The sequence below is a fragment of the Rummeliibacillus sp. NPDC094406 genome, assembly GCF_044763875.1.
In the GTDB taxonomy this organism is placed as follows: Bacteria; Bacillota; Bacilli; order Bacillales_A; family Planococcaceae; genus Rummeliibacillus.
Window position 1 is genome coordinate 425,592 of the sequence record NZ_JBIWGZ010000003.1, and the last position, 16,027, is coordinate 441,618.

General features: G+C 36.3%; 16 protein-coding genes and 1 riboswitch. Of the genes, 1 reads left to right on the forward strand and 15 read right to left on the reverse strand.

Annotated elements, in window-relative coordinates:
• Position 1: 1 nt before the first annotated feature.
• The 7 genes from ACIQ4I_RS10470 to ACIQ4I_RS10500 all read right to left on the reverse strand — a co-directional run bounded on the left by ACIQ4I_RS10470 (position 2) and on the right by ACIQ4I_RS10500 (position 5,680).
• The gene (locus ACIQ4I_RS10470; protein WP_403095923.1) at positions 2–472 is read right to left on the reverse strand and encodes a MarR family winged helix-turn-helix transcriptional regulator; all 471 of its coding nucleotides are present in this window, start codon (positions 470–472) and stop codon (positions 2–4) included.
• A 76-nt stretch (positions 473–548) separates the two neighbouring features.
• Complete coding sequence (locus tag ACIQ4I_RS10475; RefSeq protein WP_119415556.1) at positions 549–767, reverse strand: helix-turn-helix domain-containing protein; 219 nt, start codon at positions 765–767, stop codon at positions 549–551.
• A 111-nt stretch (positions 768–878) separates the two neighbouring features.
• Positions 879–1,316, reverse strand: coding sequence for an acyl-CoA thioesterase (locus tag ACIQ4I_RS10480; RefSeq protein ID WP_403095924.1), 438 nt, complete (start codon positions 1,314–1,316; stop codon positions 879–881).
• A 205-nt stretch (positions 1,317–1,521) separates the two neighbouring features.
• The gene (locus ACIQ4I_RS10485) at positions 1,522–2,274 is read right to left on the reverse strand and encodes an aminoglycoside phosphotransferase family protein (protein ID WP_403095925.1); all 753 of its coding nucleotides are present in this window, start codon (positions 2,272–2,274) and stop codon (positions 1,522–1,524) included.
• A gap of 207 nt (positions 2,275–2,481) precedes the next feature.
• Positions 2,482–3,255, reverse strand: a complete 774-nt coding sequence (gene sdhB, locus ACIQ4I_RS10490) for a succinate dehydrogenase iron-sulfur subunit (RefSeq protein WP_403095926.1) — start codon at positions 3,253–3,255, stop codon at positions 2,482–2,484.
• Positions 3,256–3,257: 2 nt separating this feature from the next.
• Complete coding sequence (sdhA, locus tag ACIQ4I_RS10495) at positions 3,258–5,009, reverse strand: succinate dehydrogenase flavoprotein subunit (protein WP_403095927.1); 1,752 nt, start codon at positions 5,007–5,009, stop codon at positions 3,258–3,260.
• A gap of 62 nt (positions 5,010–5,071) precedes the next feature.
• Positions 5,072–5,680 (reverse strand): succinate dehydrogenase cytochrome b558 subunit, encoded by a 609-nt coding sequence (locus tag ACIQ4I_RS10500; RefSeq protein WP_403095928.1) that lies wholly within the window; start codon positions 5,678–5,680, stop codon positions 5,072–5,074.
• 275 nt (positions 5,681–5,955) lie between these two features.
• On the opposite strand from ACIQ4I_RS10500, the gene ACIQ4I_RS10505 reads away from it, so the two are divergent.
• A complete protein-coding gene (locus ACIQ4I_RS10505; protein ID WP_403095929.1) occupies positions 5,956–6,375 on the forward strand; it encodes a DUF2507 domain-containing protein in 420 nt (139 codons plus the stop codon).
• Between the two features lie 461 nt (positions 6,376–6,836).
• Here the strand turns inward: ACIQ4I_RS10505 and ACIQ4I_RS10510 are convergent, their stop codons facing one another.
• From ACIQ4I_RS10510 to ACIQ4I_RS10545, 8 genes are all read right to left on the reverse strand, one after another.
• Entirely contained in the window at positions 6,837–8,069 is a 1,233-nt protein-coding gene (locus ACIQ4I_RS10510) for an aspartate kinase (RefSeq protein ID WP_403095930.1), read from the reverse strand.
• Between the two features lie 124 nt (positions 8,070–8,193).
• Positions 8,194–8,376, reverse strand: a riboswitch (Lysine riboswitch).
• 57 nt (positions 8,377–8,433) lie between these two features.
• Positions 8,434–10,209, reverse strand: coding sequence for an excinuclease ABC subunit UvrC (gene uvrC / locus ACIQ4I_RS10515; RefSeq protein ID WP_403095931.1), 1,776 nt, complete (start codon positions 10,207–10,209; stop codon positions 8,434–8,436).
• A gap of 66 nt (positions 10,210–10,275) precedes the next feature.
• A complete protein-coding gene (gene trxA, locus ACIQ4I_RS10520; RefSeq protein WP_102691131.1) occupies positions 10,276–10,590 on the reverse strand; it encodes a thioredoxin in 315 nt (104 codons plus the stop codon).
• Between the two features lie 153 nt (positions 10,591–10,743).
• Positions 10,744–11,721, reverse strand: a complete 978-nt coding sequence (locus tag ACIQ4I_RS10525; RefSeq protein ID WP_403095932.1) for an electron transfer flavoprotein subunit alpha/FixB family protein — start codon at positions 11,719–11,721, stop codon at positions 10,744–10,746.
• Between the two features lie 30 nt (positions 11,722–11,751).
• Entirely contained in the window at positions 11,752–12,525 is a 774-nt protein-coding gene (locus ACIQ4I_RS10530) for an electron transfer flavoprotein subunit beta/FixA family protein (protein ID WP_397539544.1), read from the reverse strand.
• A gap of 21 nt (positions 12,526–12,546) precedes the next feature.
• Positions 12,547–13,320 carry an enoyl-CoA hydratase gene (locus ACIQ4I_RS10535; protein ID WP_403095933.1) on the reverse strand — a complete coding sequence of 258 codons (774 nt, stop codon included), beginning with the start codon at positions 13,318–13,320 and terminating at the stop codon, positions 12,547–12,549.
• Positions 13,321–13,391: 71 nt separating this feature from the next.
• Positions 13,392–13,976 carry a fatty acid metabolism transcriptional regulator FadR gene (locus ACIQ4I_RS10540; RefSeq protein WP_403095934.1) on the reverse strand — a complete coding sequence of 195 codons (585 nt, stop codon included), beginning with the start codon at positions 13,974–13,976 and terminating at the stop codon, positions 13,392–13,394.
• Between the two features lie 101 nt (positions 13,977–14,077).
• Complete coding sequence (locus ACIQ4I_RS10545) at positions 14,078–15,766, reverse strand: AMP-binding protein (protein WP_403095935.1); 1,689 nt, start codon at positions 15,764–15,766, stop codon at positions 14,078–14,080.
• Positions 15,767–16,027: the final 261 nt, after the last annotated feature.

Genomic DNA, 16,027 nt, shown 5'->3' on the forward strand with positions numbered 1-16,027 from the left:
TTTAACCGCCTCTATCCTGGTTCATTTCTTTGTATAGTTTGCTTAGTAATATTGATAGAGTTTGAACTTCTTCGCTTTGGAAATCCTTTACGATATCTGCCAAATAATTTTGGCGTTGTTCAATAACTTCTTCAATAATGCGTTCTCCTTCTTTAAGCAAATGGATACGAACGACACGACGATCTTGATTATCTCGAATACGTTGTAACAAATCGTTTCTTTCCATACGATCAACTAAATCTGTTGTCGTACTGAACGCTAAATACATTTTATTCGAAAGATCACCAATTGTCATGTCCCCTAACTCATGAAGCCATTGTAGAGCGATGAACTGCGGTGGTGTAATTGTATAATTACTAAGAATTTCTCTGCCTTTTTGTTTGATTAGAGCTGCAATATGACGAAGCTCTTTTTCTAAAAATGCTATTTGTTCAATATCGTGTGTGTTATTCAAATGCTCCTGGTTTGACATGTAGCTTTCTCCACTCCTCAAAAGGATTACTTATTCCTATTGTGAAGTGTTTTTTTAAAAATGGCAAGTGTACTTTTTACTCTAAAGTAAACTCCCCCAATCGGATTAACTCGAGCATTGCTTGCGCGCGACTAGATACGCCCAATTTCTGAATAGTATTCGAAATGTGATTACGAACAGTTTTTTCGCTTATACCTAGCTCCTTAGCAATTTCCTTTGTCGTATAATCCTTCATTAATAAAAGAAATATTTCGTGTTCTCTTTTCGTTAAAATTGAATGATGAAAACGACTCATTTACGTGCGCCCCTCCAATCCCCTCACACTGTAAAGTATGTAAGGAGGCGGATTGCGGTGACGGCATTTGCCCTATCTCTTTTAGAGATTTATGTTCCTAAATAACTCAATTTATACTTGTTTTAATTGTTCTGCATCCCAAGGCACTGATTTACCTGTTTTAGAGTTCATTAGAACAACCGTACCTCTACCCGTAAAGCATACTTCATCTCGATCATTTACCCCTAAATAGTGCAGATCAATCGAAGAGTTACCAATGGTAGAAATTTTAACATACACTTTTAACTTTTCTTCAAAGAAAACTTGCTTCACATAATCACATTGTATGTCAGCGACTACTGGAATGTCATTTGTTCCACTTTCTACCCATTTTTGCATTAACCCCAAATTATTGAAAAATTCAGTTCTTGCCTGTTCAAAATAAATTAAAGGTACTGTATTATTCAAATGTCCAAACATATCCGTTTCAGAAAATCTCACTTGAATTGGTACATAAAAAGAAAATTCTTGCTTCCACTCTTCAAAATTGTTTATATAATTTTTTTGCATCCCGATTTCCCCTTTACTTTAAAATGAATAGTCATTCATTTTAATTATAACAGAAACTGGATACTAAATGCCATCAGCTACAACCGCCTATTTAACCTCAGAAGTAGGCGCCGGAGTGGCTTCTTATAGTTGTTTAATTCTTACCGAGCAAACACCCTTCATTGTTTAACTATATTATTTCAAGGAGCACATTTTTTTAAGTTCATTAGTAAACATATTCATTTATTATTTTCTTTAAGCGACCTATGTTTTCAGATGATACATTTTCTGATAACCTTGCACCAACAATAATTGGAGCCCATTGAAAAACTTCCTCTCGTGAAAGCTTAGATTTTTGGCAATAAGCGCCTAAATATAGCTCAGCTAACTCAAGTGATGATTGTGAAATCAATAAATATGATCGATATACATCTGCTCGAATATCACCTGCACTGGAATCAACCCAATCAATAATTGTCACTTTATCATTATTCAAAATCAAATTAAAAGGATGGTAATCCCCGTGGCATAGTCTCGATTCGAAATTCATCGAATCTAATCTTTTTAATATTTCACTCTTTTGAAATTCATTTAAAATTCTTCCAGAGATAATTTGACGTTTTAATTTTTCGGACATTGATTCAAGTAAACCTGACTCAACAACGATATTATGCATGTTCATTTGTGCATTGGCAAAAATATTGAAATATCGCTCAGCTAATTCCATGTTATTTAATATAAGCTCTCCTACTGTCTGTCCTTTTATATATTCCATTACTATTGCTTGTCTCCCATTAAATTCTGTAATTTCATGTATTTTCGGAACATCTAGTCCACAAGAATAAGCAAACTCCTGTTTCTTTGCTTCGTATAAAGATTCTGTGTATGGTAAATATTCCTTTAATAGTTTTACAATTTTATTATCAAATCGATATATCTCTGCAGTATTACCCTTTGAAATTGGATTACCTAGATTCACTTTTTTCCTCCATATAATTTAATAAGACCAATACTAATAAATTCGGAGAAATATTATGATATCCTTCTACCACAAACCTGCTTACGAAAGTTAAATAAGATTTAAACAACTTTATTGTCACTAGCCAATAAAACCAAAGAAAGACAAAAAAAAACAAACAAAAAACTCCGTACCAAAATAGTACGGAGTTTCATATTATACAGATTACTAGTCAACCATGTGGTCAGAACCAAAGAAGTTCTTGAACATTTGAACTGATGTAGCACGGTTTAATGATGCGATAGAAGTTGTCAAAGGAATACCTTTTGGACAAGCAGCTACACAGTTTTGTGAGTTACCACAGTTTGCAAGACCGCCTTCACCCATAATTGCGTTTAAGCGTTCGTCTTTGTTCATAGCACCTGTTGGGTGTGAGTTAAATAGACGTACTTGAGAAAGTGGAGCTGGTCCGATGAAGTCTGAATGACTGTTTACATTCGGACAAGATTCTAAACATACACCACAAGTCATACATTTAGATAACTCATAAGCCCATTCACGTTTGCGTTCTGGCATACGTGGACCTTCACCTAAATCGTAAGAACCATCGATTGGAACCCATGCTTTAACTTTTTTCAATGAGTCAAACATGCGGCTACGATCGATTTGTAAGTCACGAATAACAGGGAAAGTACTCATTGGTTGAATTTTCAATGGTTGAGTCAATTGATCAACTAATGATGAACATGATTGACGAGGACGACCATTGATTACCATTGAACATGCACCACAAACTTCTTCTAAACAGTTCATGTCCCATGCAACTGGTGTAGTATTTTTACCTTCTACAGTTACTGGATTTTCACGAACTGCCATCAGTACAGAAATTACGTTCATGTTTGGACGATATGGAACTCTGAATTTTTCCCAATAAGGGTTAGAGTTCGCATCATCTTGACGTTGAATTTCAACTTCAACATATTTTTGCGCTTCGTTTCCCATAATTAGTGAGCTCCTTTCGAATAGTCACGTTTACGAGGTTTGATAAGTGAAATATCAACTTCTTCGTAGCTAATTTTAGGATCAAATGAAGGTGTAAATTCAGCAATTGTAGTTTTAAGGAATTTTTCATCGTTACGTTCTGGGAAGTCTGGTTTATAGTGAGCTCCACGAGATTCATCACGAAGTAAAGCACCTTTAGTAATAACATTTGCTAAAGCAAGCATGTTTTTCAATTGACGAGTGAATTGAACACCTTGGTTTGACCATTTAGATGTATCGTTAATATTAATATTGTTCCAACGTTCTTTTAATTCTTGTAATTTCACAAGAGTTTGTTCAAGTCTATCATTGTAACGAACAACAGTAACATTGTTAGTCATAACTTCACCAAGTTCTTTGTGAAGTAAATATGCATTTTCAGTACCATCTAAGCGTAAAACTTCATCCCATTTACCTTGTTCTTCTTTAACAGCATTATCGTAAATAGAAGATGGAAGATCTTCAACATGCTTGTCTAAACCATGAATGTATTCAATAGCTTTAGGACCTGCTATAGAACCACCGTAAATAGCTGAAAGTAATGAGTTTGCTCCAAGACGGTTACCACCATGTTGAGAGTAATCACATTCACCAGCAGCAAATACACCAGGAATTGAAGTATGTTGATCGTAGTCAACCCATAGACCACCCATTGAGTAGTGAACCGCTGGGAAGATTTTCATTGGTACTTTATGAGGATCATCACCAACGAATTTTTGGTAGATTTCAATAATACCACCAAGTTTAACGTCAAGTTCGTGTGGATCTTTATGAGAAAGGTCCAAGTACACAACGTTTTCGCCGTTGACACCTAATTTTTGATTAATACATACATCAAAGATTTCACGTGTAGCAATATCACGAGGTACTAAGTTACCATATGCAGGATACTTTTCTTCTAAGAAGTACCAAGGTTTACCGTCTTTATATGTCCAGATACGGCCACCTTCACCACGAGCAGATTCTGACATTAAACGTAATTTGTCATCGCCAGGGATTGCTGTTGGGTGAATTTGAATCATTTCACCATTTGCATATTTAGCACCTTGTTGGTACACGATTGATGCAGCAGAACCAGTGTTGATCATTGAGTTTGTAGATTTACCGAAGATAATACCAGGACCACCACTAGCCATGATTACAGCGTCAGAACGGAATGCTCTGATTTCGTGAGTTGTAAGGTCTTGTGCTTTAATACCTTTACATACGCCTTCATCATCAAGAACTAAGCCTAGGAATTCCCAGCCTTCGTATTTTGTAACTAATCCTTCAACTTCCCAACGACGTACTTGTTCGTCAAGAGCGTATAGAAGTTGTTGACCAGTAGTCGCACCAGCGAATGCTGTACGGTGATGTTGAGTACCACCGAAACGACGGAAATCAAGTAGACCTTCTGGTGTACGGTTGAACATAACACCCATACGGTCAAATAAATGAATGATACCAGGTGCAGCATCACACATTGCTTTAACTGGTGGTTGGTTTGCTAAGAAATCCCCACCATAAACTGTATCGTCAAAGTGGATCCATGGAGAATCCCCTTCACCTTTTGTATTTACGGCACCGTTAATTCCGCCTTGCGCACATACAGAGTGTGAGCGTTTTACCGGAACTAATGAGAATAATTCTACTTCTGTGCCCATTTCAGCAGCTTTCATAGTAGCCATTAAGCCAGCTAAACCGCCACCAACGACTATCAATTTGCTTTTAGCCATGTTTTTTTCTCACTCCTCGTTCAATTTGTAATCAAGCGCTTACAAAGTCTATTCAAGACTTATTAAATAAATGCAAGTAGAGCGCCAATACCGATTACAGATAACACTACAAAGAAAATCATAGTGATGTAAGTTGCAACTTTTTGAGATTTTGGAGATTGTGTGATTCCCCAGCTTACTAAGAATGACCAAATACCGTTAGCCAAATGGAAAGTAGCTGAAATAATACCTAATGCATAGAATGCAACCATGATTGGGTTTGATAAAACTTGAACCATCATGTCATAGTCAACTTCTGTACCAAGTGCCTTTTGGATACGTGTTTGGAAAATATGCCATGCAAGGAAAATTACAAGGAATACACCAGTGAAACGTTGTAAAACGAACATCCAGTTACGGAATGTGCCAAAACGTTGTGTATTTGGTTGAGCAGTAAATGCAATGTACACACCATAAAATGCATGGAACATTAAAGGAATGTAAATTACGAACCATTCAAGGAACCATAAAAATGGTAGATTTCCCATAAATTCACTTGCTTTGTTAAATGATTCTGCACCGTGTGTTGCTTGGAAGTTGATTAACAAGTGTTGCGTCACGAACAACCCTACTGGAATAATTCCAAGAAGAGAATGCAGACGACGCCAATAAAACTCTCGATCTTTCGACAAGACTGTTACCCCCCTAAGTACTTGGAAACAAGTGTGTCAATTTTTTGCCATGCTTTTGTAACTTAGCATCTATTGACTGCTTGCTTCATAATGGTACAATATTATGACAAGTTTATTGTACTCTCATCCCTCAATAGCGTCAAGGTGACAGAGACTATTTCTTGAAGTTGTCCTAACCTCTATTATTCTCGAAAAGATACATATTTTCTCCTTTAAATCCATTACTTCTTTTCTGGACATAATTTAGACAAAAATATTATGAAAGAAGGATTTTCATGTCCACTCAACAAAAAAATGAAATTACTCAATTCGGTTATGAATTAATTCGAGATCACGTACTTTCTTCTATATTAGGAAAAAATGAAGAAGATATATTATATTGGTGCGGTAAGGAGTTAGCACGTAAATTTCCACTATTTGAATTCGAAGAAGCAATACCTTTCTTTAAAGAAGCTGGCTGGGGTGATTTAACCATCGAAAAAGTTTCTGCAAGTGAAGCTTTTTGTAGTTTAACTGGTGATCCTGAAGTACTTAAATTTGATCAGCGATGCTTTCGCTTAGAAGCGGGCTTTTTAGCTCAGCACCAACAAAAATGCTGTGGTTTCCTAACTGAGTGTTATGAAGAAACGAAACCAAAACAATCACAAGTTAAATTCCATATTAAATGGGATTTAAAAGATAAACTTGAAGGCTAACCTACTAGAACATCGTCTCTCACCTGTGATAACTGGTGAGAGTTTTTTTATAACTGAAAAATAAGAATGGCTTTGAAAATAATTTATTTCAATCAAATGAATCAATTTCAAAATTCGATTATATCTTATGGAATATTTTAATGTAGCGAAAGACGGCGACTCCTGCGGGAAAAGCAAGCCAATCAAGACCCCGCACGAACGTAGTGAGGAGGAGGCTTGATGCTTGCCCGCGGAAAGCGTCCGTCTGTAGCGGAAATGATGGGCTTATCATTAATACTAACTAAGCATATAATGTTCGTATTTTTTGACTATAAAAGCATTTATGAAATTGATTCAAATTGCAGATATAAAAAAGGATTCCCCATAAGTATAATTCTACTCATGAGAAATCCTTTCTACTCTATTCAATCATTGTATAATCATTACCCAAAGGAATAACTATTTCTCAAAACTTATATCGATTAATGCGTAATAACTTCTTGAACAGAGAGATCAAATTCATCATGTAATGCATTCGCTGCTTTAAGCATATCTTCCTGCGGTACAACCACGGATACTTTTATTTCAGAAGTACTGACCATTTTAACTGGAATACCTTCCCGATATAAACGATCAAACATAGTAGCCGCAACACCTGGATTTGAAACCATTCCAGATCCTACAATTGAAACTTTTGACAATTCTGCTTCATGATCTACATGATGATAACCAAGTGTATCTTTATGTTCGGAAAGAACTTGTAAAGCATCATTAAGATTTTCTTTTTTTACTGAGAAAGAAACGGATGGCTCTGTTCCTTCAATAATCGTTTGGACAATAATATCCACATTGACATGATTTTTTGCTAATGTTGTAAAAATATTTGCTAATGAGCCATTATAGGCTTCTTCATAATAAACTGTTAAACGAATAATCTCTGATTCAAACGCGACACCACGTACAACTAAATCTTTTTCCACTTCAATTTCCTCCTTCAAGATGGTACCTTCTACATCCTCATAGCTCGAACGAACTGACATCGGGATGTTATGATTTTTTGCGACCTCTACAGATCGTGGGTGCAAGACGCCGGCTCCGAGATTAGCTAATTCAAGCATTTCATCATATGACATTTGCTGTAGCTTTCTTGCGCCTTTTACATAACGAGGATCACTTGTATAAACACCATCTACGTCGGTATATATATCACAACGTTCAGCATTCAACGCTACAGCAAGAGCAACAGCTGTTGTATCTGAACCGCCGCGACCAAGTGTTGTAATGTTACCTTCATCATCAATTCCTTGGAATCCAGCGACGACACACACCTTACCGGCATCCAAAGCTTCTTTTACCGCTTTTGGTGCAATATCCTCTATGCGCGCATTACTTGGTACATGTTCTGTGACAATTCCTGCTTGCCAACCAGTAAATGATTGCGCCTCAATTCCTAGCTTATGCAAAGCCATTGATAACAATGAAATCGTTACTTGCTCCCCAGTTGTCAATAAGACATCCATTTCCCTCTTTGAAGGTGATTCGGAAATTTCGTGTGCCATATCTACAAGTTGATCTGTTGTTTTACCCATTGCAGATACGACAACGACAAGATTATAACCATTTTGTTTCTCACGCTGAATGCGTTGCGCTACATGCATGATTCTTTCTGTTGTTGCGACGGAAGTTCCTCCAAATTTAACGACTAAAGTACTCATCAAAACGCTCCCCTACTTAATAGTATGTGGGCGATTTTCACAATGATTTCTAATGAAAAAAGAGCAGCACTTCACACAGATGGTGAATGGGCTGCTCTTAGCATGCACGTTCAAAAGAACATTCATGTGAGATAGCCCTCCAGAATCAAAGTCAATTCTGACAATTCTACATTTCTTCAATGTAGAACCAGCAGCAAGATGGAAATAGCATTCTTGCAACTTCGGCGACCTCCCCTTTCACCGACTTTCAATGGACCTATTCGTCCTCCAGTCGAGTACTCTTGAAACCCGCGCCTCTATCATCACTAAATCAGTGATTTTTAATTGGTGTCATAAAGATACCATATGTTTTAATATCTAGCAATCATTTTTTCGAAAAATAGTCAATTATCGCACTAATTAGTTTTTTAGGAACACCCGCATCTTGCAACTCTTCAAAAGTTGCTTCTTTAATCTTCTTGATTGAACCAAAATGTTTTAATAATTGTTGTTTTCTTTTAGGACCCACTCCTGGAATTTCATCCAATACAGAAGTGATCGCATTTTTTTCATGTAATTGTCTATGAAATGTAATTGCAAAGCGGTGAACTTCATCTTGAACCCGTTGCAATAGATAAAAAGCTTCACTCGTACGTTTTAATGGAATAATTTCAGGAGGATTTCCATACAAAAGTTGTGACGTTTGGTGCTTATCATCCTTTGCTAATCCTGCAATTGGAATATCGAGTCCAAGCTCATCCTCTAAAATTTCTCTCGCTACTTCCATTTGCCCTTTCCCACCATCTGTAACTAGTAAATCAGGTAGAGGAAGTCCTTCTTTTAATACACGTGTGTATCGACGACGAATAACTTCACGCATTGCGCCATAGTCATCATGAGCACCTGCATTTTGAATTTTAAATTTTCGATATTCCTTTTTACTTGGTTTTCCATCTATAAAAACGACCATTGCTGAAACAGTGTCTGCTCCAAAGATATGGGAGTTATCAAAGGCTTCAATACGAAGCGGTGTAGTGATATTCATCGCATCGCCTAGTTCTTCGCACGCTCCGATTGTTCTTTTCTCTTGTCTTTCGATTAATTGGAATTTCTCAGTAATCGCAATTTGTGCATTCTTTGAAGCTAAATCTAGTAATTCCTTTTTTCTACCTTTTTGTGGTTTTACTACTTTTATTTCTAAAACTTGTTGAAGCATATCTCCATCAATTTCTTGGGGAATAAGGATTTCCTTTGGCTTTATATGGTCAGCTTTTTCATAGAACTGGCCAACATAAGTTAAAAATTCTTCTTCAGGCTCACCGTAAGAAGGGAAAAGGGATACGTCTCGCTCTATTAATTTCCCTTGCCTTACAAAGAAAACTTGAACACACATCCAACCTTTATCTACTGTATAGCCAAAGACATCACGATTGGTAAAATCAGTTGTAGTGATTTTTTGTTTTTCCATCACTGTATCAATATGTGCAATTTGGTCTCTGTACTCTTTAGCACGTTCAAAATCTAACTGTTCAGAGGCAGCCAGCATTTTCTGCTGTAATTCCTCTTTTACAGCTGCATGTCCACCATTTAGGAAACTTGTGATTTCCTGTACCATTTCGTCAAAAGTCTCTTTTTCAATATCTTTTACACATGGCGCTAAACATTGCCCTAGGTGATAATACAAGCAAACACGATTTGGTAGTGTCTGACATTTACGTAAAGGATATAATCGATCCAGTAATTTTTTTGTTTCATTGGCTGCATACACATTAGGATATGGGCCAAAATATTTCCCCTTGTCTTTTTTTACTTTACGAACCGTAAGTAATCTCGGGTACTTTTCATTTGTAATCTTTATATAAGGATATGATTTATCATCCTTCAACATAATATTGTATTTTGGATCATGTAACTTAATCAGATTTAGCTCTAGTAAAAAAGCTTCTATATTTGAGGATGTTACGATGTATTCGAAATCTTCTATTTCACTAACAAGACGTTGTGTTTTACCGTTATGCGATCCTGTAAAATAGGAGCGAACACGATTTTTTAATACTTTTGCTTTTCCAACGTAAATAATTGTACCTTGACGATCTTTCATCAAATAACAACCTGGTTGATCAGGTAGAATTGCTAATTTTTGTTTTATTAAGTCATTCATCAAATCACCTCTAAAAAAAACCGGGCACCTTGTAGGGACCCGGTTTCGTTTATGAACCCAAAATAATTAAGCGTGTTTTTGGATGAATTCAGCTAATGCTTCTTTTGGTTGGAAACCAACAGTTTTATCAACTTGTTCTCCATCTTTGAACAATAACAAAGTTGGGATTGACATAATACCGAATTGGCTAGCTGTTTCTTGGTTTTGGTCAACATCAACTTTGACGATGTTTACTTTACCAGCTAATTCTTGATCTAATTCTTCTAGAACTGGAGCAATCATTTTACATGGTCCACACCAAGTTGCCCAGAAATCTACTAATACTAATCCGTTTGCAATATCATTTGAAAAAGTTGCATCTGTTGAATGTACAATTGCCATTTTACATTTCCTCCTTAAACTCTATGTATCGGTAGTGTAGCATAAAAAAAAATGTCAAGCGACTGTTCTGCTCACTTTACCGCTATTTTAACATAATATTAGATTTCAATTGAAACAAAAAGCTCTGCAATTAGCAGAGCTTTCTTTATTTTCTTAAGATTTAACTGCTACATTTTTAAATTCTTCGATTAACATAGGGACAACTTCAAATAAGTCTCCTACGATTCCATAATCTGCTACTTTGAAAATATTAGCTTCAGGATCTTTGTTAATTGCTACTATAATCTTAGAATTGGACATACCAGCTAAATGTTGGATTGCGCCTGAAATACCGCAAGCAATATATAAATCTGGTGTTACAACTTTACCAGTTTGTCCGATTTGTAGTGAATAATCACAATAATCAGCATCGCAAGCACCACGTGAAGCACCAACAGCGCCACCTAAAAGATTAGCTAGCTCTTGTAACGGTGCAAAACCTTCAGCACTCTTCACACCACGTCCGCCAGATACTACTACTTTAGCTTCTGATAAGTCTACACCTTCTGTTGCCTTACGAACTACTTCTTTAATAACTGTACGTAAATTCGTAATCTCTACAGACTGACTAGAAACTTCACCTGAGCGAGATTCATCTTTTTCAAGTGGAGGTACATTATTTGGACGAATTGTGATAAACACAATGCCTTCTTTAACTTTTACTTTCTCAAATGCTTTTCCTGAGTAAATTGGACGGATAAATAGTGCATCGTCCCCTTCACCCTCGATCGCAGTAACATCTGAGATTAAACCACTTTGTAATTTACTAGCAATCTTAGGCGACAAGTCTTTACCCATTGCTGTATGACCAAATACGATAGCATCTGGATTCTCTGCATCTGCAACAGCTTTGAATGCTTGGCTAAAACCATCAGAAGTATATTGTTTTAAATGTGGATGTTCTACAGTCACTATGCGGTCTGCACCATATTGAATTAGCTCAGCGCTTAATGTTTCAACAGCATCACCAATTAGAACGCCAACTACTTCACCATCTCCAGCAATTGTTTTTGCTGCTGCAATTGCTTCAAACGAAACATTTCTTAAAGTTCCTTCACGTACTTCACCTAATACTAATACTTTTTTTGTCATGTGATTCCCTCCTCAGCAATGTAAATCAGCTTAAATAACTTTCGCTTCTGAATGTAGTAATTGAACAAGTTCTTTAACTTGATCTTGTAATTCACCTTGTAGAACACGACCAGCTTCTTTTTGTGCTGGCAAGAAAATTTCTACTGTTTCTGTTTTCGCTTCTACATCATCTTCGTCAATATCTAGATCATCTAATTCTAGTTCTTCTAATGGTTTTTTCTTCGCTTTCATAATTCCAGGTAAAGAAGGATAACGTGGTTCATTTAATCCTTGTTGTGCTGTAACTAATAGAGGTAGAGACGCTTCAAGTACTTCTGAGTCCCCTTCTACATCACGCACGATTTTCACTGTATCTCCATCAATTTCAAGCTTTGTAATGGTTGTTACGTAATTTATATCTAGTAATTCAGCAACTCGTGGACCAACTTGACCTGAACCTCCGTCAATTGCTACATTACCACCTAAAATCAAATCTGCATCTTTATCTTTCAAGTATTCGGCTAAAATATATGCTACAGAATATTGATCTAACTCTTCAACATCATCTTCTGCATTGATTAGTACTGCTTTATCGGCACCCATTGCTAATGCTGTGCGAAGTTGTTTCTCAGCGTCTTCACCGCCAATTGTTACAACTGTCACTTCGCCACCTTGTGCATCACGAATTTGAATGGCTTCTTCAATTGCATATTCATCATATGGATTGATGATAAATTCAGCACCATCTTCTTGAATAACGCCACCATTTAATACGATTTTCTCTTCAGTGTCAAAAGTTCGTTTAACTAATACATAAATGTTCATATTATTAACCTCCTAATACTTTTATTTTCCTTTGAAAACAGGCTCTCTTTTTTCGATAAATGCAGCGATTCCTTCTTTAGCATCTTCTGAAACAAAAACAGTTCCGAAACTTTCTGCTTCAGCTGAAATACCATCATAGAAAGAAGAAGTTTTAGAAAATTGCAACATTTCAATTGCTGTTTTTATTGCAATCGGGCTTTTCTTCGCAATTTTCTTGGCAGTTTTTAACGACTCCTCTAATAAGACTTCCTCAGGTACTACACGATTTGCAAGGCCCCATTTTACTGCATCTACTCCCGAAATAGGTTCACTTGTGAACATCATTTCAGCAGCTTTTGCAGCACCAACATAGCGTGGGAGTCGTTGTGTACCACCAAAACCAGGAATTAAGCCAAGTTGTAATTCTGGTAAACCTAATTTTGCTGTTTCACTCACATAACGGAAGTGACAGCTCATAGCAAGCTCAAGTCCACCACCAAGAGCTGCACCATGGATCGCAGCAATTACTGGTTTTGAAAACTTCTCAAGTCTTTCGAAAACAACTTGTCCATTAGTTGACAATTTTTCGAACTCATTGCTTGATGATACTTCAGTAAATTCTTTAATATCCGCTCCAGCAGAAAAGAATCTACCTTCACCATGAAGCAATACAACGCGTATATCTGCATCATCTTCAACAGCATCTAGTAGCAGATTTACCTCTTCAATTAATGCACGAGATAGCGCATTGGCAGGTGGACGATTAATCGTTGCGACCGCTACCCCTTCGTCCACTATATAATTTAGATATTCCATTCCCCATATCCTCCCTTGTAAAAAAATATGTATGTGGCAAAGTTGTGAAACTTTGCTACTTTGCTACCCCTTTAACCTTTTTGAATCCCTTTTAACAAAATCTGATGAACGCGTGGTGCCATTGTAACTAAATCATATTTTTGCTCTTTCATTACCCACGTTGTTGATACTTCATCAATCGTTCCAAAGATTACTTGTCTTACAAGACGAATATCAATGTCTTGCATAAACTCACCAGCTTCAATACCCATTTTTAAAATCTCATCAAGTAATTTTAGATATTCTTTTAATATGCTGTTGATTTTCAATCGAAGATCTTTATTCGATTGACGAAGTTCTAATTGAGTAACGATTGCTAAATGATGATCTTCTGAGAGTACTTTAAAATGCCCCTCAACCATTCGGCAAAGCATTTCTGAAGCTGAAGAACTCTCTTTCATTATATCTTGTAAATTATCTACAAATAAAGACATTTTTTCCTCGAATACTGAAATTAATATATCTTCTTTGTTTTTAAAATATAAATAAATGGTTCCATCAGCGACGCCGGCTTGTTTTGCAATTTTGGAAACTTGTGCTTGGTGATAACCATTATCCGCAATTACGATGACAGCAGCGTCAATTATTTGTCTATATTTTGGTTTGTCTTTCTTCAATACGATCACCACCGGTTTATTATGAAAATATGAATGACTATTCATTCATATTTTCATAATATATTTTCAACCGTTGATTGTCAAGTAAGGGTTTATCTTTTTCATATTGTTTGTTCTAGCTTAGTCTTTTCCTCTTCAACTAATGTTCTTCGTAATATTTTACCTACAGCTGTTTTTGGTAATTCAGTACGAAAATCATATATGCGCGGTACCTTATATACTGCCAAATTTGCTCTACAATACTCGTTTAATTCCTCTTCTGATACTTGATATCCATCTTTTATAACTATATAAGCTTTTACAGTCTCCCCACGATAAGGATCTGGCACACCAGCAACTACGCATTCCTGAATAGCTTCATGCTCATATAAAACTTCTTCTACTTCTCTGGGATAGATATTAAAGCCACCTGCAATAATAATATCCTTTTTACGATCGACTACAAAGAAATAGCCTTCTTCGTTCATATAGCCTAAATCTCCAGTTAATAACCAGCCGTCTCTTAATGTCATCTCGGTTTCTTCAGGACGATTCCAATAACCTTTCATTACTTGCGGCCCTTTCACAGCAATTTCACCAATTTCGCCAATTGGTAACGGTTCTGTCGAATCTGTCTTGAAAATAGCAGCGTCTGTATCAGGCCAAGGAACACCGATTGACCCTTTCACTCGTTCCCCATGCCAGATAAAATTTGAATGTGTTACCGGTGAAGATTCGGTTAAACCATATCCTTCAACGAGCTTTCCTCCAGTCACTTTTTCAAACCTTTCTTGTACTTCAACTGGTAAAGGAGCCGAGCCACTTATACACGCTTTTATCGAAGAAAGATCGTACCTTTTAATTTCAGGATGATTCAACAAACCAATGTACAACGTTGGAGCGCCTGGAAATAATGTCGTCTTATGCTTTTGAATCATTTTTAACGCATCAGTTGCATCGAATTTAGGCATTAGCACCATCTTATCTCCTCGCATTACTGAAAGTAGTAATACGGTTGTCATTCCATATACATGGAAAAACGGCAATACTCCCATGATAACTTCTTTCCCAGGTATACACTCAGACATCCACGCACTACACATTTGTACGTTTGCGACTAAGTTTTTATGAGTTAGCATGACACCTTTTGGAAATCCAGTTGTACCCCCTGTATATTGTAGCAACGCTATGTCCTCTTCAAAATTTGAAGTGGATTTGATTACATTAACTTCACCAATCTTCATAATTTCTGTGAAAAGATGATTAGAACCACTGTGCTCAACTGTCACTTTAAAACCATATTCCTTTTTTTGCACAAACGGATACAGTAGATTCTTTGGAAATGGTAAAAAATCTTTAATACCTGTAATAATGATATTCTCTAAATCTGTATTCTTCCAAACTTTCATAATTCTTGGGTAAAGGATATCCAATGTGACGATTACTTTTGCACCTGCATCCTTTAGCTGATACTCTACTTCGCGCTCTGTATAGAGTGGATTCGTCTGAACAACTATACCACCCGCATATAATACCCCATAATATGCAATAACACTTTGCGGACAATTCGGTAGCATAAGCGCTACTCGATCATCCTTTTTAATCCCTATTTTCAGTAAATAATTTGCAAATTTTAATGAGGAATCATATAACTCTTTATACGTAATATCTTTACCTAGAAAATGAATCGCAATTTTTTTAGGAGTTTTCTCTACAGCCCTCGTCAAATATTCTTGTAATGGAATTTCTTCGTATTCCATTGTTGTAGGAATATTAGGCGGATAGTTCTTTAACCAAATCTTTTCAGTCAATCGAAACGCCCCCCTTTTTTACGAATTGTTAGAATATTTCTAAGTTTAATTATAAGTAATAATGAGTGCGCTTTCAATTAGTAATTATTATATTTGCGATTTTTCTAGATATAAATCAACTATTCGAGCATTATTTCACTTTTGCTATTTCAACATTTAACAGAGGTTGCATTCTATAGTTAAAGTAGATTGTATGGTTTGTTCACCCAAATTCAGTTGATTGGAGAGGAAGTGACAACTCCTGTGGGAAAAGGAGAACAC